We start from the raw sequence: 25,369 nt of genomic DNA, 5'->3' as shown, positions 1-25,369 counted from the left end.
AGATCATCCCTTCGTGCCCCTGCGCTGCTTAGCAACTCGTTCAAATCCGCCAACATAGTCCTCATCGCGCAGCGAATTGCGCCCTTCAGAGACCGCAAGTAGCGCAGCCTCCGTCCAGATCGCTGCAAGTTCGGCAGGGGTCCACGATTCCGTCTTTTCTGCGACCCAACGATGGGACAAATCCCCCTGAATTTTCAGCTTCCTTCCCGATGTTGAGAGAATTTCCTCTCGGTCTTCTTTATTCGGGATTGGGAAATCAACATGCCAATCGAAGCGTCCCGGTCGACGCAGCGCAGAATCAACGTCTCCCGGGCGGTTAGTGGTGCCAAGGACCATTACGTTAGTGTCCGGCGAAAATCCATCCATGAGCGCCAGCAGCTGCCCGACGACTCGTCGGGACGCCTCATGCGACTCATCGCTGCGCTGGGATGCGAGACTGTCAATCTCATCGAAAAAGATAATGGCACGTTCACGCCGCTTGGCATCCTCAAAAATCCGCCGGATAATTTCCTCACTTTGACCATACCATTTGCTGAGGACCTCCGGCCCGTTGATTGCATAGAAAGTGGCGTCAGCGTGGTTGGCGATAATTCTCGCCAGTAGAGTCTTACCGGTTCCCGACGGGCCAGAGAATAGGACCCCTTTAATTGGTCTCGCACCAATCGCGTTCAGAGCGTCATGAAATTTTAGAGGAAGTTCGATCAACTCACGGGCCCTCGCTACGATTTCTCCATAACCGCCAAAATCATCGAATGACAGCCGTTCATTGGGTGGCACAATAAAACGCTCTGGAAGGGCATCTTCTGTAGGTTCGTCGAGGAACTTGATCGCTTTTTCTGAAAGGACTCCCAAGATTCCATCTGAATCCGTTCCTTCTACGGTGAGGCCTGCACGAAAAGTTTTATCTGATGGGAGCGGAAATAGGCGCAAACGGCCTCCGATCTCGACTACGACCCTATCTCCGGCCACTAGTTTGGTTACGCCGACCCATGTGTCTTCTCTCCAGAGGTCGCGTGGTGCTGAATCGACCGATCCGTCATCGGGATCGACAAATACAATGTCACCGACCTGTGCAAAGGGCTCCACATGATCCGCCGTAGCAGTACGTCCGTCCCTGAGTTCCAGGTATGTTGTTCGTCCGTCCTCACTGATATGGCTAACGCGGGCCACCGTCCGAGGCTTCCCTGCATTTACAGCATGTTGGTTCAAGTTAATTCCTAAGTGGATCCCGAAGTCGGCACCGTTTCCCGGAAAGGTGCAAGAACCCCGAGGCGGGGGAATAGGGAACAGCACTTGCGATTCGAGGAAGCTGTGCCCTGGGCATGACCAGTTCGCAATGCATCAAGAATTTAGACCCGGCAGATTCGACGCTTTCGCGTGGCATAGCTCTCTCTTCGTGGCGGAGGTTATCAGTCCTGAAGTGCCGGGAAATTCGGGTGGAGGAATCGCCAGTCAAGGGCGATGTTGCGCAGAGCCTCCGTGACTGCACTCGGCAGGTCGCCGGTTGCCATGAAGTCCTGTGGCAAGTACTCGCTACCGCGGCGCAAGAGCCCGGCGCCCGTCCGCTGCCCGAGCAAACTGGTGTTGAGCGTTTCCTCCAGCGTCAGCACATCCTGCTCCTTAGCTGAGGCGATGTGCAGCTCGGTGGGCGGCGTGGGCATCGCGGCTGTGCCGAGTAGTTCCCCCGTGAGGGTGGGCAACGCATGCCGGACCAGGGCGCGCACCGCTTCGTAGCATGCCTGCACCCACAAGTCGTTCGCGATCAGTTGGCCACCGGTCCAAAACAGCAGGTCGAAGAGGACGTCAAGGCTGCTGCCACCGTTGGCCAACACGGCAGTGCACTGAAATCGTAGGCGGGCTTGTTGCTCACGGGCCGGGGAGTCATGGCCGGCCGAGAGCCGGACGAACCGGCCGTGCCCGTGCGAAGGGTCGATCGTCCATGGCCGCTGATCCTGCTGGGCGTCCACCCGCCGGACGAACGCATGCAGTCGCTCCGGCAGCTTGTAAGAGCCCGCGTGGCCCGGATCGCTCAGCGACCGCATGAGCGCATCAACTGTCGTGCCATGAAGCCGAAGCCTGGCTGCGTCCCTCCGCAGCGGCCGAGATGCCGCGGCACGGATGACTAGGTCGGGGGCCGGTCGAACGCCGTACATCTGATAGGTGCCTCGCTGGTGCTCAGGGGCGAAGCGTGGGTCACTGGAGTAGGCAGGAACCGGGTCGGCAGCCTGCTGGAAGAGAGCGTGGACTAGGCGGCGGTCGGCGGGAATGTTGCGACCATCCAGCCGGACCCTGACAACGCCTTGGTGAAACAGCGGCTGTGGCACGCTGCCCGGGTCAACTCGCACCACAAGAAGGAGCTTGTCGCTGACAGTCACCGGGATGACGTCCGGCGTCCAACCAGGCGGATCAAACGTGGTGGCCATCTTGCTGACCAGTCGGTCCTTGTCGATCGCCTTCACTCCAACGAGCTCCCCGAGCAGGTTCTTGTCCTTGGGATGGGCGTCGACGCCGATGAGGACGATGCCGCCGTAGGTGTTGGCCATGGCGGCGACGGTGTCGGGCGCGCCGTCGATGTTGCGCTTGTAGTCGAGGGTGAAGCTCTCCTCCAACTCCAGCGCCAGGAAATCACGGACCATCGCGGTGTCGACCCTGTCGACGGGAGCGCTGAAGAGCGGGTGTGCGAGATTCGGCATGACGATCAGCATCCCGCCCTGCTGCCTTCGCCACAGGCTATTTCGCCACTTCCCCCGCCTGGGCGGCTGTCTGGGCTGGTCGCTGGGTTCTCGCGCCAGCTCCAGTCGTAGCCTCAACGCACTCCCTCGTCGATTCCATCAGCGGATGCGCAGCCTCAGCACATACGAACCTGTGGCACACGGGCCCGCTCAGCACCCTGCCCTGGGGGCCAAATGGGGGGCCAAAGGCTGCGAGGAGTCGAAGACGGCCCTGGACGCCCACGGACGAGCACCACGAACAACCCACAGGCCCGCGCGGCGGTTGGGAGGGTCAGGGAGACTAGTGATCGCGTTCGGGACGAAGAGGTCGTGACGGCAAACTCTGACGGCAACGTCGGCGCACTGGATCAGTCTCGGGCGCCTCCCAGGGGACTCGCCAGGCGCGGCCATGAGCTCGGAACCCAGCCGGGGAGCCCAGTCGGTAGAACTCCTAAAGCGGGTGTCGACCCACGCGGCGTCTTCACTTCGTCTCGCCGTACAGAAGGCGCTGGGCCATGTGTGAGCGAGTACGTGCAGTAGCGCGGTCCCCGCATGAGTACCGGTAGCGGGCGGAGGCCGGAACGCGGCGAGCCCTGCCTGCGCCAGCACGCAGTACGCGCAACCGATGCCTGCTGAAGCGGAGTCCGCGTCGTTGTTGCGTCGCAGGTCGTAGCCATACTAGAGTTTTGACATGGCCAAGAATCCGCGAATGACGCTCCAGACGCAACTGGTGCTGCGGACCCTGCTCGAAACTCCCGCGAAGGCTCGGTACGGACTCGAGCTGTCTGACGCAGCAGGGCTGCCGACCGGCACGATCCATCCGATCCTCGCCCGGCTTGAGAGTGCCGGCTGGCTCGAATCCTTCTGGGAAGACCAGAGCGAGATCGAAAAGACCGACCCGCCCCGGCCGCGCCGCCGCTACTACCGCTTTACCCAAGGTGGCGCCGAGTGCGCGCGCGTAGCACTTGCTCAGGCCTACAACGGAGGTCAAACGTCAGCCCGCCTCCGCCCGGCAGCAGAGGGGCGGTGACACCGTGGGTGGTTACGACTCGGGCGACTACTACGACGATGATGATCAAGCGGCAGAAGAACCCCAGCTGGCGGGCCTCTCTGAGCTCCCGAGCCCTCCTAATCCTGACCTCCAATTTCTTCGGGATGACGAGGCGGAGGCCGTAACAGTTGACGCCAAGGAGGAAGAGCTCATCCAACCCCGAGCTGCGGTGCTGGCTACGAAGCTGATCAGCGTCGGGATCGAGGTCACCGTCCGTGCCGAACGGGGTCGGCCAGCCATCAATGCCTTGGGGCTGCTGCTGCCGGCGCAGGACCGCGAGCGCTGGACCGAAGAGTGGATGGCGGAGTGGGTCGACCTAGGATCCCGGCCGCTCCGTACGCAGGTCGCCTTCCTGCTACGTGTCGCGCTGCGCAGTGGCCCACACCTGGCCTGGACCCTGCGCCAAGCGCGACGGCAGCGCGCCGGATAAACGACAGTACGACAGCGCAGCGGAAACCCCGCAAAAGCCGCCCGCCGCTTCCCTCTCGGCCTAGGAACCGTGGAAGCGGCGGGACCACCAGGAACCCCCAGACAGGAGATCACCCGATGTCCCACCAGGATCCCATGCCCAACTCCGGCAGGGAACCCGGACCCGAACCGGGACGTGCCCTGACCATCCCCCTGCGCTACTGGCCCGGCACCGGCTTCGCTCTCTCGGGCGCCATCAGCGCTGGCATTACCTGGCAATACATCCCGCAGGATGCCACCTGGCCTCTGTCCGTCATCGGCATGGTGGCGATGATCTGCGACGCGGCCATCATCATCAGCCGGTCCCGCGCTCGCCCGAGGGGATAGCCACCCGGTGGCCCCACTCAGACAGGGTGTTCTGGCGCACTCCCGAGGGAGCTTCCTGCTTGTTGGCCCTGTCGGTCAGATTCCCCCAGATGTCCTCCGGTGACCACGCTGTTGAGTGAACTCGCTGGTGAGATGGTCGGGCGGTGCCCACTGTAAATCCGCCGGCTTCCCACTCCGCCCCATCTGCGGTGGTGGGTGGTGCGTTCGGATGCATCCGCGGCTGCGTTCGGCTTCGCGGCAGTGGATGTGCCTGGCATGATCGGCAACGAGCCGAGTCGTTAACCAGGGTGGGGGCATGCCTGTAAACCGGTGGTGGAGACGAGATCCGAGCGAACGCTACTGGCTGGAGATCACAAACCGCGACGACATCGGCACCAATCTGCTTGCACCGCAGGTCAACGACCAGGGCGTGGAGTACTGGTCGTACGCCCTCGTCCGTGAGGTGCGGCCAGGTGACCTCGTCCTGCACTGGGACAAGAACCACGGGCCGGGCGTCGTTGGCTACTCCCACGTACTGGGCGAGCCTTTCGCATCCACCATCACCTGGCAGAGTCGGGGCACCTACGGCCGGCAACGGAATGCGTCAGGACCAGAGGCAGCCTGGCAGGCACCGCTCGGCGGGTACCGGCAGTTGAAGCAGCCGGTCACACAGGCACGTCTGCGTGAGATCGAATCGCGTATCCGGTCCCTGCGGGACCACCTCGCAGAGTCAGTCGACGGCCCGGTCTACTTCCCCTTCGCCCTGTCTGAGACTCGGCCTCTTCGGGCAGCACAGGGCTACCTCACCAAACTTCCCCGGGCCTTGGTGGAACACCTTCCTGAGCTTCTGGAACTGCGCCAGACCGCGATCTCTGAACCCCACGAACCAGAAGTACCTGACCGTCCATCCGCTTCCCGGGTCAAGTCGGCGGGATCCACCGGGTACGGCCGCCAGCAAGACGCCCGGCGGCGACGGGCCGTGGAACGGTACGCGATGGATCTGGTGCTCGATCACTATCGCTCGCTGGGCTTCGAGGTCGAGGACGTGGGTGATCGCTCGCCATGGGACATCACCGTCCGAAGAGACGGAACGGAGACGCACATAGAGGTGAAGGGCAGTACCACCAGCCGCGAGGCAATTGACCTCACCGAAGGCGAGGTCCGTCACGCCGAAGGTGTCAGCACCAACCTCATAGTGATAGATCAGGTCGAGCTCGACGACAACCTCCGCTGCCATGGCGGGCGTTGGCGCACGTGGGCGGACTGGACGCCGAGACGTGAGGAGCTTGTGGCTACCGCCTACCGCTATCCCCTGCCGGGGGGCGGACAGGCAGAGCGTCCACAGCGGTAGCCGTCCTGTGTGCTGTCAGAAGAGTGTGGGTGCCGGTTCGTGTTCCTCGCTGGTCCCGGGCAGGGCGTCTTGCCAGACAAGCGCCTCGGACAGGGCCATGTGCTGCATGCTGCCTGCGCACAGAATGAGTGAGCGGCGGTCTTTCTTGTGATCATGAATGGTCCCGTAGCCGGGCCGTCGTGTCGGCATGAGGGCCACTGAGCGGCCGCATATAGGACATTGGGCTCTGGGTGCACGCATATGGCCAGTGTGCCGCAGGGGACTGACAAGACCGCCTGCTTCTCGGGGCAGGCTCCCACGGGCCGGAGTGACTGCGCCTTGCGGCACCGCCTGGCAGGCGGCCGTACTGCTCAACTGCCTGCCAGGCGCGGCGGCCATTAGCTTTCGAGTTCCTTGATGACTTGCTCGGCCAGTGCGGTCATGACCTGCACGCGTTCGGCTCCGGGCAGCCGGGACCACTCCTGAAACACCTTCTCGATGTCAGAGGGGGTACGCCGTCCGGCCTGCATCCAGCCGTAGAGGGTGCGCTTGTCCTTCAGGCTTCCGCGGGTGGCGTGGGTAAGGACCTGCTGGCCCGTGGGCGGGTCCACGGTGATGTCGCGGGACTCGTCGCCGCAGCGCTGGCACTCGGCGCGGAGGTTGTCATCGACGTTCTGGCCGCCGCGGTTGACCGGGACGATGTGGCCGATGGTCATGACGGCGGTGCGGCCGGGGGCGTCCGGGAACTCCTGTCCGGCGCGGATTCCGCAGACCTGGCACATGTGGCCGTCGCGCTCCAGGATGCGCCGGCGCTTGGGTCCGGTGATGTTCTTGCGGATGGTCTTCGGCGGCGTTTCGCCGAGGTCGACCCGCGTTCCCATCTCGCGGACGAGGTACTCGTCCGGCTTGAGGTTCGGGTTGACCTTGTAGTTGTCGATCTTCCAGCCCATCGGCCGGAGGTCCCGCATACGGCGGTCGGCCTGTGAGACGTCCGGGACTGCCTCGAACAGCTCCAACTTGCTGAACTTGCCGCCCACCCCCTTGGAAGCCACGAACTCGGCGACCTTTACCAGGGACGTCCTGCGTACAGCGGTGGTCAATTTATTCATTCCTCCCCTGCCGGTGCCCCCTTGCGAGGCGCCGGACGTGAAGATCTTTGCATCCGGCGCACCCATCGTCAAGCGCTGGCGCATTGTGCGGCAATGTTCGGCGCAGCATCCCGCTTGGGAAGGTGCGTGGGTTGGTTGCCTGCTCTGCGTGCGGGGCGTCAAAAGTTCGGCAGCAGACGCGTCTGTTCGCCAACATTCGCCACCCTTGAACCAGGGGGCTGCGCTACTGGAGTACCCGTTAAGTTGCGATGGGCTCGAAGCATCTCTCTCCATGCACGTCCGCCGCACCGAGCGGGCGCCCAACTCCGTTGGGAACGCTGAGAGATGGGAGATCGGGTCTGATGGAGCGATCGACACGGCGAAGGCGCTGTCGCAGGCGGGGCCAGTTACCGGACTGGATTCAGCTGGCAGCGCTGATCCTCACGGCGATCACTGCCATCGCGGGGTGCGTGGAGCGTTTTACGTGATGCGCCAGGGGCAGTCCGGACGGTTGGTTGGGCGACAAGCGAGCCCGGCCGCTTCCAATCCGGTCGGACTCGCCTGACGCCCCGCAGGTGAGCCTGGCTCCGGGATGCCGCCCGGAGCCAGGCTCTCTGCGCAAAGCTGGAGCTTCTCGGCTCTATGACGAGGAAACCGCAAAGCGCCCCGGGCATCAAGAGTCCGCCACTTTCTCATGATCAAAAAAGGTGGCGGAAGCCGTTGCGGACCCATGGCGTCAGGCATGGCGCGATGCAGTTTCAGCGGTGATCATTTATAACTTTGCTGGTCAGGGCCTCGTGAGGGGTGGCGAATACTGGCGAATCGCGTCTGCTGCCGATGGTCGAGCCGGCGGGAGGGGGCGTGTCAGCGACCTGCAGCGCGGCGCCCCACCCGCCGCCCTCGCGGCGCAGTGTTCTTGCCTCGGATGGGGGAGGCCGCAAGGGCTACAGCGACTGCTTCCCGCGGGGCACGTGTGGGGTACCGGGCGGTGGTCCAGAAGTAAGCCATGGTCAGGCGCTGCAGTGCCCGCGGTCTGTAAATCCGCCGATCTGACCCTGACCCACTCCCTACGGGCTTGGGAGAAATCTGGGAGAAGATCTTCTCCCGTTGCCTCCCAAGCCCCCGGTGAGACCAAGCCATACCAACGGCCTGACCTGCTCAAACACCAACGAGGTCAAGTGCGGATCTTGCCCTGACCTTATTCGGGACGAAGAGGTCGTGGGTTCAAATCCCGCCACCCCGACGCTGGTCAGAGGCCCATTCGCGTGATCGCGAATGGGCCTCTGTCGTGCTCGGGGGGCCGAACAGGGGGCCAGGAGACTGGCACGCCGCCGCGCAGCGCAACCTCGTCCATCGCATGATCGGCCGGCTCTACCACTGCCTGCAGCACAACCGAACCCATGACGGACCGTGGCCTTTCCCGAGGGGAGCGGCGCCTCACAGACGGCAGCGGCCTGAGCCACCAAGGTGCGCTACCGGACAACACAGATGTCTGGCAGCACCGAGGTGTCCACGCCTTCACGGGTCAGAACCTGCTGAGCCAGCCCGCGGGCCTGGCCCCACCCGGCGTCGTTGATCAGAGCCGCTGTCGTCCACCGGTCGGGGGACTCGTCGCGGGTCATCTCATCGAAGATCGAATCGATCATCCGCAGGTCAGGTAGTGCACCACGGCTGAGGAGTCCCTCCTCCACCAGGCGCTCGGCCATGCGGAACGCGTGATCGAAGTCGAGGGCGATCTCGTCCGTCACGACGCCGTGTTTCTCCAGCCATGCCGTCTGGGCCGGCGCAGGCGCCGCCAACACGGTGAGCGCCTCCATCAGGAGGCGACGGCGCGACGCGGGATCCGGACTCTCCACGCCTCGATCGTGCCACGACTTCACAGAACAGGAGCACCCGCCTCTTCGACCGCCCCCGACAACCGACTTGACGCGACAAGCGCCTGAGGTGTCTCTACCGCGTCGACCGCGCCAAGCCCGTCCGGATGATGACGCCCGGCGAGCGGGACGCGCCCGCCGCACCTGCCCGCAGTGCCGCACCGACGCGGGGTACGTCATCCCCACCTCGCTCGGCATGCGCGTGCCCCGCGCCTACCCCGAGGAACCGTGCGCTGCCTGGCCTACAGGATGTCGAAGAACTCCGTGACAGCCTCCAGGATTCGGTTCCTGCGGCGATGTGCCTTGCTGCAGAAACGCCGCCTTCGCCAGCGGCTTTCTGGCTGCTGCACCGGCTTGCCGCACCAATTGCACGGCCGCGTCCTGAACTCGGATTTCCCCATGCCACCCCCGTAGCACCGCCGTGCGGGGGCCGTCCGCCCACCTCCTACATCGACGGCCGGACCCCGCCCTGCCTCCCCTTGAAGGAACCTTCAGTGAAGCACCCCGACGACGAAAACGAACTCTTCCACCGCCTCGAAGCCGAGACATGGCGGCCGACTCCGGCGGCGAGGTGGTCGACCTCGACAAGGCGCGTCGGCTCGCGGTGAGTCGGCCGACCCGACTACCCGACCCGACTCGCAGCCGTACCTGACGTGAACTACCAGTCAGGGGCCTGATCCGCATCGCGGGTCGGGTCCCTGACTGGTTCCTGGAGATCGCTTGGGAGATATCTGACAGAACACCCGTGCCGGCCACCCAACGGTCGTGAGGAACACCGCACATGGCAGGTCATCGCTCAGCGCCTCCCTCCCCTCGGATCAGGTGAGGTCCAGCGTTCGGTGTGGCGCGGGTCCGCTCCGACGAAGATGCCGAGGATGTGGGTGAGGGGATTGAGGAGGGCCGCATGCCGGTGGGGGACCGGTTCGGGGGACGCCTCGGGGTCGGGGCGTGCGGTGTCGTCGGTCCGCGGCAGGTCTGGTGCGGTGCCGGCTTCCGGGTGGGTGGTCGGGCCGCGCATGGGGCTCTCCTGTCTCGTCGGCTGCTGGAGCTGTCGTGGAACGCCGGTGACCGGGCGGCAGGCAGCCCTGGTCACCCGTTCTGCGGGCGGAGTTCGAGCAGGGAGATGTCCGCGGGGGCGCCGACCCGGACCGGTGGGCCGAAGAAGCCGGCGCCGCTCGTGACGTAGAGGGTGGTGTCGTCCACGCTGCCGAGCCCGGCGGTGACCGGACTGGACATCGCCGTCACGGCGGTGAGCGGGAACATCTGACCGCGGTGGGTGTGCCCGGACAACTGGAGGTCGACACCGTGGCGGGCGGCCTCCTCGGCGAACACCGGCTGGTGGGCGAGGAGCACGACGGGGCGCGAGGTGTCACGTCCGCGCAGGGCGCCCTCCAGGTCGGGACCGCGGCCGGTCTCCTCTCCCGAGGGTGTCCTGGTGGTCGTGCCGCTGCCCGGCGGCGGACACCGGATCTTCTTCGACGCATGTCTGGCGTGCTGTTGCGTGAGGTCGGCTTCGAACCCGGAGACGAGTCGCCGTGGCGTTTCCGCCTCTTCGGCACCCTTCAGGTGACACACGCCGAGAACCATCTGGAGCTGGGCCCGCCCAAGCAACGCGCCCTGCTGGCCATGCTGTTGCTGAGGCGGGGTCTCGAAACAGGGATCGATCAGCTGATCGAGGCGCTCTGGGGTGAGGACTATCCGGCCTACGCCAAGAACCTGATCCAGAAGTCCGTCTCCAGCCTCCGTGGCCTGTTCGCGGCGGAAGCCTCCCCCGGGGAGGGCATAGCCCTGGAGTGGTCGGCGGGCGGCTACCGCCTGGACACCGGGAACGCGTACGTCGATCCCTACGTGTACGAAGGGCTGGCGTCGGCCGGGATCAGCGCCGCCCGCGAGGGCGAGATCCTCAAGGCGGCGGAACTGCTGGAGCGAGCCCGCGTCATGTCCACCGGCCCGCTCGCCGAGGGCCTGGAGGGCCCGATGCTCCAGCGCGAACGGCTGTACCGCCAGGAGCGCTTCCTCTCCGACATGGAAGTACGCGCGGAGCTCGAACTGGAGCTGGGCAGACACCGCAACGCCGTCCCGTACCTGCACTACGCGGTGGACAAGTACCCGCTGCGCGAACGCTTCGTCTGGCTGCTGATGCTGGCCCTCTACCGCTCGGACCGAGGCAACGAGGCCCTGAAGCTGTACTCCGACCACCGCGCCCGCAGCATCGCGGAGATGGGCGCCGAACCGGGCCCGAGCCTGCGCGCACTCCACGCCCAACTCCTCCTGCAGGAGCCGGGGCTGATGGTCCTGCCGGCCCTCCAGCAGACAACCCTGCCCCGCGCCGGCACGATCCGGACCACACTGCGCTCCGGTCAGCTCACCTGACCCACCACGGTCCCGCCAAGGGCGTGCCGGCGGAGCGCCGGAACCCCTCCGTCTCCGTCTCCGTCTCCGTCTCCGTCCACGATGCCTTCACCGCGTTCCGGTCGCATGCGTGCGCCCGTCACCTGCGCCTGAGAGGTCCCGTCGTAGGGCGGGACGGCGGGATAGGGTCCGCCGGAGACGGAATCGCCGCCGTCGTGGACGTGGGGGAACCGGACGTGGACGTGGGGGAACCGGACGTGGACGTGGGGGAACCGGACGTGGACGTGGGGGAACCGGGTGACATGCGGGACTCCTCGGCCTGCTTGCGGATGGCGCGGCCGGGGTCACGGGCTGTTTCTGTGAGGACGGGTGACGTGCTGTGGAGGAGCGGGTCGGGTGGACTCGCTCGGAAACGGGAAGACGGTCCGTGACCGGTTCGAGCACTTGCCTACGGGGAGTCCTCGTCTTGTCCACCGCAGTTCCGTGTGCGTTGACACGGGCAGATGTCGGACGTTGACTGGCGACACGGCTCAGAGCCATGCCGCTCCGGAACATCCGGCACGACGAACAGGAAGCGGCACCGATATGTACGACCAGACACGCGCCCAGCAGCCCGCGGACCGCACCTCGGGCCGCTCCGAACGCCGCACCCAGGGCCCGGAACCGCTGGTCCCGTCGGACGAGCGGGACAAGATCGGTGTGCGCCTCGGACATGCCGTCAACGCCTTCGCCGACGCACCGCGGGATGCCCTGGAGGAGGCCGAGGGCGCCTTCGACGAAGCCACCGCCCAGATCGTCAGCGCTCTCGCCGAACAGCGGCGCCTCCTTCGCGAGGGCTGGGAGGGCCGGGACCCGGAGACGGACTCCACCGAACTCCGCCTCGCGCTGAGGCAGTACCGGGAGATCACCCAGCGGCTGCTGCGTCTCTAGGGGACTCCATGTCTCTGGGGGACTCCGTGTCTCTGGGGGACTCCGTTTCGCGGCCGGTGCGGCGGGCGTAGGCGCGGGCCGCGCGGGCTCGGTCGCCGCAGCGGGTCGAGCACCAGTGGCGGCGTCCGTGTTTGAGCAGGTAGCGGCTGCAGGGTGGGGAGCCGCAGGCGGTGAGGCGCTCGGCGTCGGGTCCGGTGAGCAGGTCGGCCGTGTTGGCGGCGAGGGTCGCCAGGGCGTGGTCGACGATCTGCGTGGTGGGATGCGGGGCGGCGCGGTAGGGGCCGTTCTTCTCGTCCCAGTGCAGCAGGGCGGCCGTGGGCACCCGGGTCAGCGCGTCGTTGACGGCGGCGAGGGCCGCGGGCAGGGCGGGGAGCCCGGCGACCCGGGACGCGAGCAGGGCCCGGATGTTCTCGCGCAGTGAGCGCAGTTGTGCCGCGCACATCTCCCGCAGTCCGGCGTCCGCCGGGGCGAGGCCGCGTTCGACCAGCCACTGTTGGGCGGCGGCGGGGGTGCCGAGGAGGTCGAGGAACTGGCCGCCGGGCAGCGCGATGGCGGTGTTGGCGAAGTCGAGGGCGAGGTACTGCTCCGCGCCCGGCGCGGGCGGTGGTACGGGCTCGGCGGTCACGGTCTCCTTCATGGATCTCATGGTACGGCTTGCGGCTATCCGTGAGACAGGGCTACCGTCTCTCACGGATAGACCCATTCCATCCGTGAGGTGTGTTTCCTTCATGACCGCTGCCCGCACGCACGACAAGCAGACCGACCAGCAGATCCCCGTCCGCGTCCTCGGCGGTCCCACCGCCCTTCTCGAGTACGGCGGCCTGCGCTTCCTGACCGACCCCACCTTCGACGCGCCCGGCGACTACCCGGCGCCCGGCCGTCCGCTCCTGACCAAGACCGCGCCCGCGGCCGTCGCCCCCGGCGATCTCGGCCGGGTCGACGTGGTCCTGCTCTCGCACGACGAGCACGCCGACAACCTCGACGGCTCCGGCCGGGCCCTGCTCGCCGACGTCCCGCTCACCCTCACCACACCCGCCGGCGGACAGCGCCTGGGCGGCAACGCCAAGGGTCTCGCGGACTGGGAGTCGGTCGAGCTGGACCGCCCGGGCGGCGGCACGGTCACCGTGACCGGGGTGCCCGCGATCCACGGGCCGGGGACGCACGAGGAGGTCGTGCCGATCACCGGACAGGTGGTCGGCTTCGTCCTGACCGGTGCGGACCTGCCCACCGTCTACGTCAGCGGCGACAACGCCTCGCTCGACGCGGTCCGGCGGATCGCCGAGCGCTTCGGCCCGGTCGACACCGCCGTCCTGTTCGCCGGAGCCCCGCGCTTCCCGGTGCTCTTCGACGGCGAACCGCTCGTCCTCGACAGCGCCCAGGCGGCCGAGGCGGCGAGGATTCTCGACGCGCGCCGGGTGGTTCCCGTGCACTGCGACAGCTGGGCCCACTTCACCGAGAGCCGCGACGACGTCGTGAAGGCGTTCACGACCGCCGGGCTGGCCGACCGTCTCCAGCTGGACTGAGTCGAGATACGGGGTCCACAAAAACAGGCATCACGCGTCGTCCGGCACCGGTCCCTCCCCTCGTGGGGACCGGTGCCGAACCGTGCGGGCGGCGTCGGCCCCCGCCGTGTCGGCGTGGATCGTGGAAAGGCCGGGCCCGTGGTCGGTGTGCGCGCGGTCCGGGTGGGACCGGCTCCACGGGGCTCTGGAGCTCATGGGAGGAGACCGACGCGCCGTGTCGTGATTCCGGCGCAAGTTGACCGAGAACGTACGGCGCCATGGTGGGTCTCTCCGAGCGCTGAGCTGGTGGCCTGTCTGGAAGACATCCGCTTGCCGCGCTGTTGCGTCGTGATCCTGCCAGCAGGGGGCCCCGCTGGGGAGGTTCCGGTACCGGTCCGGATCCTTAACCGCAGGTCAGGCATATAAAGTGAGTTTTCCGGTCCGGACGGTCCAGCGGCCCGGACGGCCGGTATGTAGAGGGCGGCCCGGTGGTCCGAGCGGACGGCTGGGCCGAGCGGACGGCTGGAACGGGACGGTCCGGTGGTCGAGCGGGCCGGTGATACGGATGTCCTGACGCGAAGGAAGTAAGGGGTGGACGCCTTGAGTTCCGACTCAGGGGCACGCACGGCCTTCGCGGAACGCCTCGCGCTGCTGTACCGAGAGGCCGGCAACCCTCCCCTCAAGAGCGTCTCCGAAGCGGTCGTACGGCTTCAGCGGGTCGACGAGCGCGGGCGGGCCGTACGGGTGTCCGCCCAGCGGATCAGCGACTGGCGGCGGGCCAAGAACGTGCCCGCCCAGTTCGCCGCCCTCTCCGCCGTACTGCTGGTCCTGATTCCGCAGGCCCGCCGCGAGCGGCCCGCGCCGGTGGCGCCCGGGCTGTACGACCTGGCCCAGTGGCAGCGGTTGTGGGAGCGGGCGGTGGCCGATCCGGCCGGTGAGCGTCCCGCCGCCGCTCCGGAGGGGGATGACGAGCAGCGGGTCGGCGTCTGCCCCTACCGCGGGCTCGCCTCCTACCGGCAGGAGGACGCCCGGTGGTTCTTCGGCCGGGAGCGGAGCACCGAGGCCCTGGTCGCCCAGCTGCGTGCGGCGGAGAGGACGGGCGGTCTGGTGATGCTCGTCGGTGCCTCGGGGGCCGGAAAGTCCTCCCTGCTCAACGCCGGCCTGGTGCCGGCGCTGGAGGCCGGCGCGCTGGGCGACGAGAGCGACGCCCCGGCGCGTGAGGTGCTCCAGCTGGTGCCGGGCGCCGATCCGCTCGCGGAGCTGACCGGACGGATACCCCGGCTCGCGGAGGTCACGGCCGCCGCGGAGAAGCCCGACGCCGTACGGGACGCCGTGACCGCCTGGTCGACGCGGCGTGGGAACACCGCCCCTCCGGTCGTCATCATCGACCAGTTCGAGGAAACGTTCACTCTCTGCTCCGACGAGGCGGACCGGCGTACGTTCATCCAGTTTCTGCACGCCGCGTGCACGCCCGGCGGCCCGGGCGGGCGGGCCCCCGTGTTCGTGGTCCTCGGGATCCGGGCCGACTTCTACGAGCAGTGCCTCGGGTATCCCGAACTGGCCGACGCGTTGCAGCACCGGCACATGGTGCTCGGGCCGCTGACCACCGCGGAGCTGCGGGAGGCGGTGACGGGGCCCGCCAAGGCCGTCGGGCTGGAGATGGAGCCGGGCCTGGCGGAGCTGATCGTGCGGGAGGTGAGCGCCGACGGGCCGCGCGGGGCGCACGACGCGGGAGTGCTGCCGCTGCTGTCGCACGCCCTGCTCGCCACCTGGCAGCGCCGGAAGTCGGGACGGCTGACGCTGGCCGGATACCGCGCGGCGGGCGGCATCCAGGGTGCGGTGGCGGCGACCGCCGAGCGGGCCTGGTCCGGGCTCGACCCGGCGGCCCGTACGGCCGCGCGACTGCTTCTGTTGCGGCTGGTCCGGCTGGGCGAGGACACCCAGGCGACCCGTCGGCGCGGGACGCGACGGCAGTTGGCGGAGGAGTCGAGGGACCCCGGCAAGACGGAGGAGTCGCTCGAGGCTCTGGTGCGCGCCCGGTTGGTGACGCTCGACGCGGAGACCGTGGAGATCACCCACGAGGCGCTGCTGACCGCCTGGCCCCGGCTGCGCGACTGGATCGACGAGGGCCGGGGCGATCATCTGCTGCGCCAGCGCCTCGAGGAGGACGGCCGGGCCTGGGAGGGCTCGCATCGCGACACGTCCCTGCTCTACCGGGGTTCACGACTGGAGCAGGCCCGCAGTTGGGCGAAGTCCGCCGGCGACACCTTCCTGACCCGGAGCGCGGTGGACTTCCTGGCGGCCTCGGTCAGGCTGCGCAAGCGCACGGTCTGGATCAGCCGCGGCGCGGTGTCGGCGCTGGTGGTGCTGGCCATGGTGGCGGTCGGCGCGGCGGTGATCGCGTGGCAGCAGCGCAACGACGCGGTGTTCGAGCAGGTGCTCGCCGAGGCGGACCGCGTCCAGTACACGGACCCGTCGCTGTCCGCCCAGCTCGACCTGGTGGCCCACGACCTGCGGCCGGGCGACGAGGGGACGAACAACCGGCTGATCTCGATCGTGAACGCGCCACTGGCCACCCCGCTGCTCGGCCACACCGGCGCCGTCTATCTCACCTCGTTCAGCCCGGACGGGCGCACCCTGGCCACCGCCAGCTACGACCGGACCGTACGCCTGTGGAACGTGACGGACCCGACGCGTCCGAAGCCCCTGGGCAAGCCCCTGACCGGGCACACGAGCTGGGTGAGCAGCGCGGTCTTCAGCCCGGACGGGCACACCCTCGCCAGCGCCGCGGACGACGGCACGATCCGCCTGTGGGACGTCCGGGACCCACGCCACCCGAAGCCTCTGGGCAAGCCGTCGACCGGCCATGACGGCACGATCTACCTGGTCGCCTTCAGCCCGGACGGGCGGACGCTGGCCTCGGTCGGCGAGGACCGCACCGTACGGCTGTGGGACGTGGCCGACCCGAGCCGGCCGAAGGCGCTCGACGTGCTGGCCGGCCACTCGGCCGCCGTACGCTCGGTGGCGTTCGGCCCGGACGGGCGGACGCTGGCGACCGGGGGCGACGACGACACGGTCCGGCTGTGGGACGTGGCCGACCCACGGCACGCACGCGCGCTCGGCCCGCCGCTCACCGGGCACACCGACCTGGTGCACTACGTGGCCTTCAGACCCGACGGCCGCACGCTGGCCAGCGGCAGCGCGGACAACACCGTACGGCTGTGGGACGTGGCCGACCCACGGCAGGCACAGGCGCTGGGCTCTCCGCTCACCGGCCACACCGGTGCCGTCTGGTCGGTGGCCTTCAGCCCCGACGGCTCCATGCTCGCCGCCGCCAGCGCGGACAGCACGGCGATCCTGTGGAACGTCAGCGATCCGGCGTACCCCTCGCAGGTCGGCGAGCCGCTCGCCGGGAGCAGTGGCGAGATGTACGCCCTGGGCTTCAGCCCCGACGGGCGCACCCTCGCCACCGGGAGCGGCGACAGCAAGGTCAGGCTGTGGTCGATACCGACGTCGGACATGGTCGGCCGCAGCGGGGCGTTCCGCCCGGACGGCCAGGTGCTGGCCACGGCCGGGCGCGACGGCAGGGTCCGGCTGTGGAACGTGGAGACCCCCGGCCGGCCGGTGTCGCTGAGCGAACCGTTCATGCCCGGGGACGGTGGCCAGCGCTCGCTGGCGTTCTCCCCCGACGGCCGCAGCCTCGCGGTGCTCACCGGGAACCGGGCGGTGCACCTGTGGAACGTCACCGACCCGGCCCGGCCCGTGCCCTACGGGTCGTCGGTCACCCTGCGGACCCGGTTCATGGGCCCGGACGCGCTGGCGTACAGCCCGGACGGGCGCACCCTGGCCACCCCCTACGACGACCGCACCGTCCAGCTGTGGAACGTCAGCGACCCGTCCCGTGTCGTTCCGCTCGGCAAGCCGCTCACCGGTCACAAGGGCTACGTCCTGTCCCTCGTCTTCAGCCCGGACGGCCACACCCTCACCAGCGGCAGCGCGGACGGCACCGTCCGGCTGTGGAACGTGACCGACCCCCGCCGAGCGAAGGCCGTCGGCACACCGCTCACCGGCCACCACGGGCCCGTCAACGTGCTCGCCTTCAGTCCGGACGGCCGGACGCTGGCCAGCGGCAGCGACGACGACTCGGTCCGGCTCTGGAACGTCACCGACCCCTTGGAAGCGGCGCCCCAGGGCTCGCCGCTGACCGGCCACACCGAAGCGGTCGTGTCCCTGACCTTCAACCAGGACGGCGACACCCTGGCGAGCGGCGGCAACGACAACGCGGTCCGGCTCTGGAACGTCGACGACCCCTCCCACGCCTCTCCCATCGGCCAGTCGATGAGTCCCCATGCCAAGACCGGCAACTTCCTGTCCTTCAGCCCCAAGAGCCACATGCTCGGGGTGTCCAGCGGCACCGACACCGTCCGGCTGTGGAACCTCGACGTCGGCGACGCGGTCAGCCACATCTGCTCGACCACCCGGGGCGTTCTGACGCCGGAGAAGTGGCACGAGTACCTGCCGCGTCTGTCGTACGAGCCTCCGTGCGGCCGGTGACCGGACGCCGCTCGGACGCGTGATCCCGCTCACAACTCCTTGCCATGGTTCAGCGGTCGTCTCCCGCGGGACAAGCAGCCTTGTTACTGTTGGCCATAGCCCGATCGCTGGTGCATCCCCCGTCGCCAGCGGTCGGGCCTTTACGTGTCCCCATTCCGGACGTGCCGGACTCACCGGTCGAAGGGCAGCTCCAGCATCCGGATGGCGTTGCCCCGCAGCAGCTTGTACGTGACCTCGTACGAGAGGCCGGCCACGTGCTCCTCGGCGACCTGCTTGGTGTGCGGCCAGGTCGAGTCCACGTGCGGGTAGTCCGTCTCGAAGGTCGCGTTGTCCACACCGACGGTTTCGATCGCCTCGATGCCGTGCCTGTCCCGGAAGAAGCAGCAGAAGATCTGCCGGTAGTAGTACGTCGACGGCGGCTCCGGGACCAGGTCCTTGACGCCGCCCCACGCCCGGTGCTCCTCCCAGACGTCGTCGGCGCGCTCCAGGGCGTACGGGATCCAGCCCATCTGGCCCTCGCTGTAGGCCAGTTTCAGTCGCGGGAACTTCACCAGGACGCCGGAGAAGAGGAAGTCCATCATCGACGCCATGGCGTTGTTGAAGCTCAGCGCGGCCTGGACGGCGGGGGGCGCGTCGGGGGACGCCGCCGGCATCTGCGAGGAGGACCCGATGTGCATGTTCACCACGGTCCCGGTCTCCTCGCAGGCCGCGAAGAAGGGGTCCCAGTAGCCGGAGTGGATCGACGGCAGCCCCAGGTACGTCGGGATCTCGCTGAACGTCACGGCCCGTACGCCCCGTTCGGCGTTGCGCCTGATCTCCGCGACGGCCAGGTCGATGTCCCACAGCGGGATGAGGCACAGCGGGATGAGCCGGCCGCCGCTGTCGCCGCACCACTCCTCCACCATCCAGTCGTTGTACGCCCGCACGCACGCGAGCCCGACCTCCTTGTCCTTGGCCTCCGCGAAGGTCTGCCCGCAGAACCTCGGGAACGTCGGGAAGCACAGCGAGGCCTCGACATGGTTCATCTCCATGTCCTCCAGCCGGGCCTTCGGGTCCCAGCAGCCCCGCCGCATCTGCTCCCGCGTGATCCCGTCGAGCGTCATCTCGTCCCGCGAGAAGCCGACGGCCGCGATGATGCGCTTGTACGGGAAGAGTGCGCCCTCGTACTCCCACCAGTCCGTGATCTGACCGTCCGGGTCCGTGGTGAACCGGTACTTCCCGCCGACGTACTGAAGATCGCCGATGCCGGCGGTGAGCGGCTTCGGTCCCCGGTCCCGGTACTTCGCCGGAAGCCACGTCTCGAACAGATGTGCGGGCTCGATCACGTGATCGTCCACGCTGATGACCTTGGGCAGTTCCCTGGCACTGCCGTTGTCGCCACTGACACTGACCACTGCTTGCCCCCTGCTGCCTGCCGACATCCCGGCGCATATCTGACGATCCATCAGATTCAGCGTAGGGGGAGGCTCCTGCGGCAGCAATACACACCGCCTTGATCGTGCGTCCGTGCGGGTGCCGGCGGGCCATGGGTGAGAAACGGGGACGTCGTCCGCCGGTAAGCTGGGCCGGCTGCGGCACCCCCCACCAACGCCCCCGTCCCTGCGGGGCGTTGAGTCCTGCGGCGGTCGAGACGTCTCTACGGCATGAGGATGAAACACAGGTGCTGATAGCGGGCCGGTACCGGCTGCACGACCCCATCGGACGCGGCGCGATGGGGGAGGTCTGGCGGGCGTTCGACGAGACGCTCGGCAGGACGGTGGCCGTCAAGCTCCTCCTTCCCCACGACTCCGACCCGACGGCGACCTCGCGCTTCCGCCTGGAGGCCCAGACCGCCGGACGGCTCAACCACCCGTACGTGGTGGCGGTCTACGACTTCGGCGAGTACGACGGCCGGCTCTTTCTGGTGATGGAGCTGGTCGAGGGCGACAGCCTCGACCGCCGGCTCAGCACCGCGGGCCCGCTCCCCGTCGAGCAGGTGGCCCGGATCGCCGCCCAGGCCGCCGCCGGGCTCGCCGCCGCCCATCAGCAGGGCATCGTGCACCGCGACATCAAGCCCGCCAACCTGCTCCTGGACGCCGACGGCACCCTGAAGATCGGCGACTTCGGCATCGCCCGCTTCGTGGACGACCCGTCCGGCGCGCTCACCACCACCGGCCAGATCGTCGGCACCAGCCTCTACCTCGCTCCCGAGCGCGCCCTGGGACGGGCCGCCGGTCCGGCCTCGGACGTGTACGCGCTCGGGTGCCTGCTCTACCAACTCCTCACCGGGCGTCCGCCGTTCCGGGCCGACACCGCGGTGGCGATCCTGCACCAGCACCTCGACGCGTCCCCCGTACCGCCCCGACAGAGCCGCCCCGAACTGCCGCCCGCCTTCGAGAACTTCCTCCTCGGGCTCCTCGCCAAGAAGCCCGAGGACCGGCCCACCGCTCCGCAGATCGCCGAGTGGTTCGGCGGCGGGGCGTGGCAGGGACGGTCGGATCCGCTGCCGGAACCGGAACCCGCACCCACACCCGCACGTGTCGCGACGACGTACACACTGCCGTCCGCCGCGGTGCGGTCCTCCCGGTCCCGCGGGGCGGGGCGTGCGTCCCGACCGGGCGGCCGTGGCCTGGTCGCACACCGGCCGATCATGGTGGCGACAGCCGCCGGAGTCCTGGTCTTCCTGGCCGCGATGCTCGCCGGCATGCTCTGGTTCTCGCCGGGCAACAGCTCGGCGGAGAGCCCCGGAAGCGGCACGCCGAGCGGCACGAGCAGTACGAGCGGCACGAGCAGCACCGACGGCACAAGCGGCTCGAGCGGCACCGGCGGCTCCGTCACCGCCCCGGCGGCGGCCACGTCCGGGGAGTCCGGAACCGGCCTGTCCGACCCGCCCCAGCCCTCCCCCACACCCACCTCGCCCCTCCCCACCGTCACCCCGACGACCCCCGTCCTCACCCCCACCCCCATCGCGCCGGAGGACGCGACGAAGGGCAAGGACGGTCAGGACAAGGGCAGGGACGAGGGAGAAGACGAGCTGGACGAGGAGGACTGAGAGGCCGGCTGCCGGTACCGGACCGACAACCGCCACGGCCGACAGGTCAGTTGTTCCAGGACTCGTCGTACGGATCCTTGGGCGCCTTGACCGGAACGGCACCGCTGACCTCGATGAACGGGATCGGCCTGCCGTTGACCGGATCCCTGGTCCGCTTGGCCGTGTAGGTGCCGGTGACCTCCAGCCACGTGTCCGGTTGCAGCACCGGCGGGATCCGGCCGGTCAGGCCGACCTTGACCGGCTGGGCGTCGGCGGCACAGCAGTTGAGGGCCATCCGGACCAGGTACGGGGTCCCCGTGCCGTCCAGCGCGACGAACCCGGTGACCTTGACCTGCCGGTCGCCGAGCGAACGCCCGTGACCGTAGGCCGCGCGGCCCGCGTAGTCGACGAGGTTGAGACGGAGCGGCCCGTCGGCGGGCAAGTCGGCATAGCCGTACGGCTGTTGCAGGGCCGTCCCGGTGCGCAGGGCGCTGTACGAGCCGAGGGCGGGCGGGGCGACGAGGATCAGGGCGAGGAGGGGAAGGACCAGGAGCCAGGAGATGCGGGGTTCGCGGTGTTCCGCGTGCCCGTCGTGGCCGCCGGTGTCCAGCTGCTCTCCCCGCTCTCCCCGCTCTCCCCGCTCTACCTGCTCCGCCTGCCGGTCCTTCCTGTCCTGCTGGTCGTGCTGGTCGTGCTGGTCGTGCTGGTCCTTCTTGGATCGCCACTCGTACCAGACCGTCGCCACCGCCGCCGCGACCAGTACGACGCCGGAGGCCAGCAGCATCGGACGCAGCCCGGCCTTGACGTACCGCAGGTAGAGGTCGGTGACGCCCGCGTGCAGCAGGGCCGCGCCGAGCAGGAACAGTACGGCCGCCTGCGCCTGCCGGTTCACAGCAGCACCGCCCCGGTCAGCACCGACACCGCGATGGCGAGGACGAAGGTCGCGGGCGCGAACCGCACGGCGAAGCCCCGCCCGAACGTCCCCGCCTGCATCGCGAACAGCTTCAGGTCGATCATCGGCCCGACGACCAGGAACGCCAGCCGGGCGGTCAGCGAGAACTGCGTCAGCGAGGCCGCCACGAACGCGTCCGCCTCCGAGCAGATCGACAGCAGTACGGCGAGAATCGCCAGCGCCAGCACCGAGACGACCGGATGCTCGGCCGCGAGCCGCAGCCACTGCTCCGGCACCACCGCCTTGAGCGTCGCGGCGGCCATCGCGCCCACCACCAGGAACCCGCCCGCGTGCATCACGTCGTGCCGGACCGAGCCCCAGAACGCGGCGCCCCTGCCCTGACCCTCGTACGCCTCCCGGGCGGGCGGGCGCAGCCAGTCGGCGCGGCCGAGCCTGAGCCACAGCCAGCCCATCGCGCACGCCACCAGCAGGCTCGCGACGAAGCGGGCGAGCACCATCTCGGGGTCGTTGGGGAAGGCCACAGCCGTGGCCGTCAGCACGATCGGGTTGATCGCCGGCGCGGACAGCAGGAACGCCAGCGCCGCGGCCGGTGTGACCCCTCGCCGTACCAGCGCCCCCGCCACAGGCACGGACGCACACTCACACCCCGGGAGCACCGCCCCCGCCATTCCGGCCACCGGAACCGCCAGAGCGGGTCTTCCCGGCAGCGCCCGCGCGAAGAACGACGCCGGCACGAACACCGCGATCGCCGCCGACAGCAGCACACCCAGCACGAGGAAGGGCAGCGCCTGCACCATCACGGCGACGAAGACGGTCATCCAGCTCTGCATGACGGGTACGGAGAGCGCGCGGCGCACGGGGCCCTGGGCGAGCACCATGAGGACGAGCAGCAGGGTGAGGGTGAGCTGGGAGTTGAGCCGCCACCCGTCTCTCCCGCGCGGCGGAGGGCTCGGGGCGTCGCCCGTCTGCCGCGGAGCGGCTTTGGTGATGGCCACGGGCGAGGTACCTCCGGGCTTCGGGGTCGATCCCTTTATTGCTGTACGGGGATTCTGCCTCTGTTGTTCAACTCCGCGCGGGATCATGTCCCGGTCCGCCCGGACCCGGCCGGGTGACCACCCGTACCAGTGAGGCAGGCTGTTCCCTTGTGGTGAGCGTTCCGAATCAGAGTCCGCCGGGTGGCGCGGCCGCCGCGCACATGGTGGTGTGCGGCGACGACGGCCTCGCGCACCGGCTGGCCGCCGAACTGCGCGGTGTGTACGGCGAACAGGTCACCCTCGTCGTCCCGCCCGCCGAGCGCACCGTACGGACGCCGGTCGTCGGACGCGCCCGCACGGCCTCGGCGCTGCTGGACCGGATGGTGAACGCGGCCGTCAACCGGGCCGGGGTGAGCGGGACTCCGACGGACTCCCCCGGGCTCGACCCGGTGGTCGTGGAGGCCGGCGAGGTGACCGAGGCCGTGCTCGCCGAGGCCGGTGTGGAGCGGGCCGCCGCGCTCGCCCTCGTGTACGACGACGACGAGACCAACATCCGCGCCGCCCTCACCGCGCGCCGTCTCCATCCCACCCTGCGGCTGGTCCTGCGGCTGTACAACCGGCGGTTGGGTCAGCACATCGAGGAACTCCTCGACCAGGCCGCCGCGTTGGCGACGGGCGGCACGACGGGGCCCGCCGCGGTCTTCGACGCCTCCACGACGGTCATGTCCGACGCCGACACGGCCGCACCCGCGCTGGCCGCGAGCGCCGTCGTCGGCACCAGCAAGGTCGTACAGACCGACGGGCTGATGCTGCGCGCGGTGGAGCGTCCGGTGCCGAGGCCCGGCGAGACGGCCGATCCGGGGCTGGCCACGCTCGCACTGCTGTCCGCGACGCCCAACGACTCGACCGGCGACCCGGCCGGCGACCCGAACGGTCCGGAGAGCGGCGAGCAGGGGCCGCTGCTGCTGCCCGACGCGGCGACGGTACGGGCCGCCGTCGGGCGCGGAACCGTCGTACTGGAGCAGGTGTCGTACTCCGGGCCCGCCCTGCCCTCCGGGCGCGGGATCGTGCCGCCGTTCGCCTCGCTGTTCTCGCGGCGGCTGCGGTGGTCGCTGGCCGGGCTGGTGGGGTGCGTGGTCGCGCTCGCGGTCGCGCTGACCCTGGTCACCGGCGACCATCCGCTGCACGCGACCTACCTGACCCTGCTCGACCTCTTCGCCATCAACGACCCCGCGCTCGGCGCGTCCACCGGCCGTCAGATCCTCCAACTTTTCTCCGGTCTGGTGGGGTTGCTGCTCCTGCCGGTGCTGCTGGCCGCGGTGCTCGAAGCGCTGGGCACCTTCCGGAGCGCGTCCGCGCTGCGCAAGCCGCCGCGCGGGCTCGGCGGACACGTCGTGCTGCTCGGCCTCGGCAAGATCGGTACACGGGTGCTGACCCGGTTGCGCGAACTGCACATCCCCGTGGTGTGCGTCGAGTCCGATCCCGACGCGCGCGGACTCGCCACGGCGCGGCGGCTGCGGGTGCCGGTCGTGCTCGGTGACGTCACCCAGGAGGGCGTCCTGGAGGCCGCCAAGATCCACCGTGCGAACGCGCTGCTCGCAGTGACCAGCGCGGACACGACCAACCTGGAGGCCGTGCTGTACGCGCGGTCCGTACGGCCCGACCTGCGGGTCGTCCTGCGGCTGTACGACGACGACTTCGCGACCGCCGTGTACCGCACCCTCCGGGCCGCGCACCCCGGGGCGTCCACACGGAGCCGGAGTGTGTCCCATCTGGCCGCGCCCGCGTTCGCCGGGGCGATGATGGGACGGCAGATCCTGGGGGCGATCCCGGTCGAGCGGCGGGTGTTGCTGTTCGCTGCCGTGGAGGTGGGCGGGCATCCGCAGTTGGAGGGGAAGACGGTCGGGGAAGCGTTTCGGGCGGGGGCGTGGCGGGTGCTCGCGCTGGACACGGCAGCGTCCGGGGGTGGGCGGGAGGAGCCGGCCACGGAGGAGGCCTACGAGGACGCGCGGTCGTCGGGAGCGTCGTCCGGGTTGGTGTGGGATCTGCCCGACACGTATGTCCTGCGGGCGTCGGACCGGGTGGTGTTGGCGGCGACGCGTCGAGGGCTGGCGGAGTTGTTGGGCAGGCGGGCGCGGTGGGAGCGGGCGGGGGCGTAGGCGGTAGCCGGTGGGAGCGGACGGTGGCGTAGGCGGTAGCCGGTGGTGCGGGTGGGCGGGGTGTGGCGGCACCCGGCAGCTGCCGCTGGGGCTGGGCCGGCGTGGAGACGGCACCCGGTGCTCGGGCTGCGCGGGGGTGGGTCGCGC

At 69.1% G+C, this 25,369-nt stretch carries 20 protein-coding genes and 1 pseudogene; 11 read left to right on the top strand and 10 right to left on the bottom strand.

The genetic code is table 11. The features are described from left to right. Nucleotides 1-3 precede the first annotated feature (3 nt). Entirely contained in the window at nucleotides 4-1,170 is a 1,167-nt protein-coding gene (locus ACFWWR_RS17410) for an AAA family ATPase (protein ID WP_384304040.1), read from the bottom strand. Between the two features lie 239 nt (nucleotides 1,171-1,409). Next, a complete protein-coding gene (locus tag ACFWWR_RS17405) occupies nucleotides 1,410-2,705 on the bottom strand; it encodes an ATP-binding protein (protein WP_384304038.1) in 1,296 nt (431 codons plus the stop codon). Between the two features lie 697 nt (nucleotides 2,706-3,402). On the opposite strand from ACFWWR_RS17405, the gene ACFWWR_RS17400 reads away from it, so the two are divergent. The 4 genes from ACFWWR_RS17400 (at nucleotide 3,403) to ACFWWR_RS17385 (ending at nucleotide 5,887) form a co-directional block, all read left to right on the top strand. Further along, nucleotides 3,403-3,741, top strand: a complete 339-nt coding sequence (locus tag ACFWWR_RS17400) for a PadR family transcriptional regulator (RefSeq protein ID WP_384304035.1) — start codon at nucleotides 3,403-3,405, stop codon at nucleotides 3,739-3,741. Between the two features lie 4 nt (nucleotides 3,742-3,745). Continuing rightward, nucleotides 3,746-4,192: a hypothetical protein gene (locus ACFWWR_RS17395; protein ID WP_384304033.1), complete on the top strand. Its 447-nt coding sequence runs from the start codon at nucleotides 3,746-3,748 to the stop codon at nucleotides 4,190-4,192. Between the two features lie 116 nt (nucleotides 4,193-4,308). Beyond that, nucleotides 4,309-4,557, top strand: coding sequence for a hypothetical protein (locus ACFWWR_RS17390; protein WP_384304030.1), 249 nt, complete (start codon nucleotides 4,309-4,311; stop codon nucleotides 4,555-4,557). A gap of 295 nt (nucleotides 4,558-4,852) precedes the next feature. After that, nucleotides 4,853-5,887, top strand: a complete 1,035-nt coding sequence (locus ACFWWR_RS17385) for a protein NO VEIN domain-containing protein (RefSeq protein WP_384304027.1) — start codon at nucleotides 4,853-4,855, stop codon at nucleotides 5,885-5,887. A gap of 377 nt (nucleotides 5,888-6,264) precedes the next feature. On the opposite strand, the gene ACFWWR_RS17380 is transcribed toward ACFWWR_RS17385, so the two are convergent. Next, nucleotides 6,265-6,966 (bottom strand): HNH endonuclease, encoded by a 702-nt coding sequence (locus ACFWWR_RS17380; protein WP_307676325.1) that lies wholly within the window; start codon nucleotides 6,964-6,966, stop codon nucleotides 6,265-6,267. Between the two features lie 1,460 nt (nucleotides 6,967-8,426). Beyond that, on the bottom strand, nucleotides 8,427-8,810 hold the full coding sequence (locus tag ACFWWR_RS17375; RefSeq protein WP_384304024.1) for a hypothetical protein: 384 nt from the start codon (nucleotides 8,808-8,810) through the stop codon (nucleotides 8,427-8,429). Between the two features lie 92 nt (nucleotides 8,811-8,902). Here ACFWWR_RS17375 and ACFWWR_RS17370 point away from each other — a divergent pair. Then, nucleotides 8,903-9,096: pseudogene (locus tag ACFWWR_RS17370) on the top strand (hypothetical protein); the annotation flags it as partial. 528 nt (nucleotides 9,097-9,624) lie between these two features. On the opposite strand, the gene ACFWWR_RS17365 reads toward ACFWWR_RS17370, so the two are convergent. Both ACFWWR_RS17365 and ACFWWR_RS17360 read right to left on the bottom strand, forming a co-directional pair. Further along, nucleotides 9,625-9,846 carry a hypothetical protein gene (locus tag ACFWWR_RS17365; protein WP_383871734.1) on the bottom strand — a complete coding sequence of 74 codons (222 nt, stop codon included), beginning with the start codon at nucleotides 9,844-9,846 and terminating at the stop codon, nucleotides 9,625-9,627. A 71-nt stretch (nucleotides 9,847-9,917) separates the two neighbouring features. Continuing rightward, on the bottom strand, nucleotides 9,918-10,403 hold the full coding sequence (locus tag ACFWWR_RS17360) for a metallophosphoesterase (protein ID WP_384304021.1): 486 nt from the start codon (nucleotides 10,401-10,403) through the stop codon (nucleotides 9,918-9,920). Here ACFWWR_RS17360 and ACFWWR_RS17355 point away from each other — a divergent pair. Together ACFWWR_RS17355 and ACFWWR_RS17350 are read left to right on the top strand one after the other, a co-directional pair. Further along, nucleotides 10,395-11,201 (top strand): BTAD domain-containing putative transcriptional regulator, encoded by an 807-nt coding sequence (locus ACFWWR_RS17355; RefSeq protein WP_384304018.1) that lies wholly within the window; start codon nucleotides 10,395-10,397, stop codon nucleotides 11,199-11,201. The genes ACFWWR_RS17360 and ACFWWR_RS17355 overlap by 9 nt on opposite strands. A 564-nt stretch (nucleotides 11,202-11,765) precedes the next feature. Continuing rightward, on the top strand, nucleotides 11,766-12,110 hold the full coding sequence (locus tag ACFWWR_RS17350; protein ID WP_383871725.1) for a hypothetical protein: 345 nt from the start codon (nucleotides 11,766-11,768) through the stop codon (nucleotides 12,108-12,110). Here the strand turns inward: ACFWWR_RS17350 and ACFWWR_RS17345 are convergent. Further along, entirely contained in the window at nucleotides 12,085-12,747 is a 663-nt protein-coding gene (locus ACFWWR_RS17345) for a CGNR zinc finger domain-containing protein (protein WP_384304016.1), read from the bottom strand. The genes ACFWWR_RS17350 and ACFWWR_RS17345 overlap by 26 nt on opposite strands. 91 nt (nucleotides 12,748-12,838) lie before the next feature. Here ACFWWR_RS17345 and ACFWWR_RS17340 point away from each other — a divergent pair, with 91 nt between their 5' ends. Both ACFWWR_RS17340 and ACFWWR_RS17335 read left to right on the top strand, forming a co-directional pair. Beyond that, a complete protein-coding gene (locus ACFWWR_RS17340; RefSeq protein ID WP_384304013.1) occupies nucleotides 12,839-13,633 on the top strand; it encodes an MBL fold metallo-hydrolase in 795 nt (264 codons plus the stop codon). Nucleotides 13,634-14,203: 570 nt separating this feature from the next. Continuing rightward, a complete protein-coding gene (locus ACFWWR_RS17335; protein WP_384304010.1) occupies nucleotides 14,204-18,166 on the top strand; it encodes an AAA family ATPase in 3,963 nt (1,320 codons plus the stop codon). Nucleotides 18,167-18,336: 170 nt separating this feature from the next. Here ACFWWR_RS17335 and ACFWWR_RS17330 read toward each other — a convergent pair whose 3' ends face one another. Further along, entirely contained in the window at nucleotides 18,337-19,587 is a 1,251-nt protein-coding gene (locus ACFWWR_RS17330) for an amidohydrolase family protein (RefSeq protein ID WP_384304100.1), read from the bottom strand. A 239-nt stretch (nucleotides 19,588-19,826) separates the two neighbouring features. Between ACFWWR_RS17330 and ACFWWR_RS17325 the strand changes: the two genes are divergently transcribed. After that, nucleotides 19,827-21,197, top strand: a complete 1,371-nt coding sequence (locus ACFWWR_RS17325) for a serine/threonine-protein kinase (protein ID WP_384304007.1) — start codon at nucleotides 19,827-19,829, stop codon at nucleotides 21,195-21,197. Nucleotides 21,198-21,243: 46 nt separating this feature from the next. Here the strand turns inward: ACFWWR_RS17325 and ACFWWR_RS17320 are convergent, their stop codons facing one another. Together ACFWWR_RS17320 and ACFWWR_RS17315 are read right to left on the bottom strand one after the other, a co-directional pair. Beyond that, nucleotides 21,244-22,068: a TIGR03943 family putative permease subunit gene (locus tag ACFWWR_RS17320; protein ID WP_384304004.1), complete on the bottom strand. Its 825-nt coding sequence runs from the start codon at nucleotides 22,066-22,068 to the stop codon at nucleotides 21,244-21,246. Beyond that, entirely contained in the window at nucleotides 22,065-23,084 is a 1,020-nt protein-coding gene (locus ACFWWR_RS17315) for a permease (RefSeq protein WP_383871704.1), read from the bottom strand. Before ACFWWR_RS17315 ends, ACFWWR_RS17320 begins: the two co-directional genes overlap by 4 nt. Nucleotides 23,085-23,284: 200 nt before the next feature. Between ACFWWR_RS17315 and ACFWWR_RS17310 the strand changes: the two genes are divergently transcribed. Then, nucleotides 23,285-25,222: an NAD-binding protein gene (locus ACFWWR_RS17310; protein WP_384304097.1), complete on the top strand. Its 1,938-nt coding sequence runs from the start codon at nucleotides 23,285-23,287 to the stop codon at nucleotides 25,220-25,222. Nucleotides 25,223-25,369: the final 147 nt, after the last annotated feature.

The organism is Streptomyces sp. NPDC058678 (assembly GCF_042714835.1).
Lineage (GTDB): Bacteria > Actinomycetota > Actinomycetes > Streptomycetales > Streptomycetaceae > Streptomyces.
Note: the sequence above shows the minus strand (reverse complement) of the source record. Positions and strands in the feature narration are given on the sequence as shown.

Coding starts and splice junctions, on each gene's coding strand:
- ACFWWR_RS17405 (WP_384304038.1), bottom strand. CDS start 2,705: ATGCTGATCGTCATGCCGAATCTCGCACACCCGCTCTTCAGCGCTCCC.
- ACFWWR_RS17400 (WP_384304035.1), top strand. CDS start 3,403: ATGGCCAAGAATCCGCGAATGACGCTCCAGACGCAACTGGTGCTGCGG.
- ACFWWR_RS17390 (WP_384304030.1), top strand. CDS start 4,309: ATGTCCCACCAGGATCCCATGCCCAACTCCGGCAGGGAACCCGGACCC.
- ACFWWR_RS17385 (WP_384304027.1), top strand. CDS start 4,853: ATGCCTGTAAACCGGTGGTGGAGACGAGATCCGAGCGAACGCTACTGG.
- ACFWWR_RS17365 (WP_383871734.1), bottom strand. CDS start 9,846: ATGCGCGGCCCGACCACCCACCCGGAAGCCGGCACCGCACCAGACCTG.
- ACFWWR_RS17350 (WP_383871725.1), top strand. CDS start 11,766: ATGTACGACCAGACACGCGCCCAGCAGCCCGCGGACCGCACCTCGGGC.
- ACFWWR_RS17345 (WP_384304016.1), bottom strand. CDS start 12,747: ATGAAGGAGACCGTGACCGCCGAGCCCGTACCACCGCCCGCGCCGGGC.
- ACFWWR_RS17340 (WP_384304013.1), top strand. CDS start 12,839: ATGACCGCTGCCCGCACGCACGACAAGCAGACCGACCAGCAGATCCCC.
- ACFWWR_RS17330 (WP_384304100.1), bottom strand. CDS start 19,587: ATGTCGGCAGGCAGCAGGGGGCAAGCAGTGGTCAGTGTCAGTGGCGAC.
- ACFWWR_RS17310 (WP_384304097.1), top strand. CDS start 23,285: ATGGTGGTGTGCGGCGACGACGGCCTCGCGCACCGGCTGGCCGCCGAA.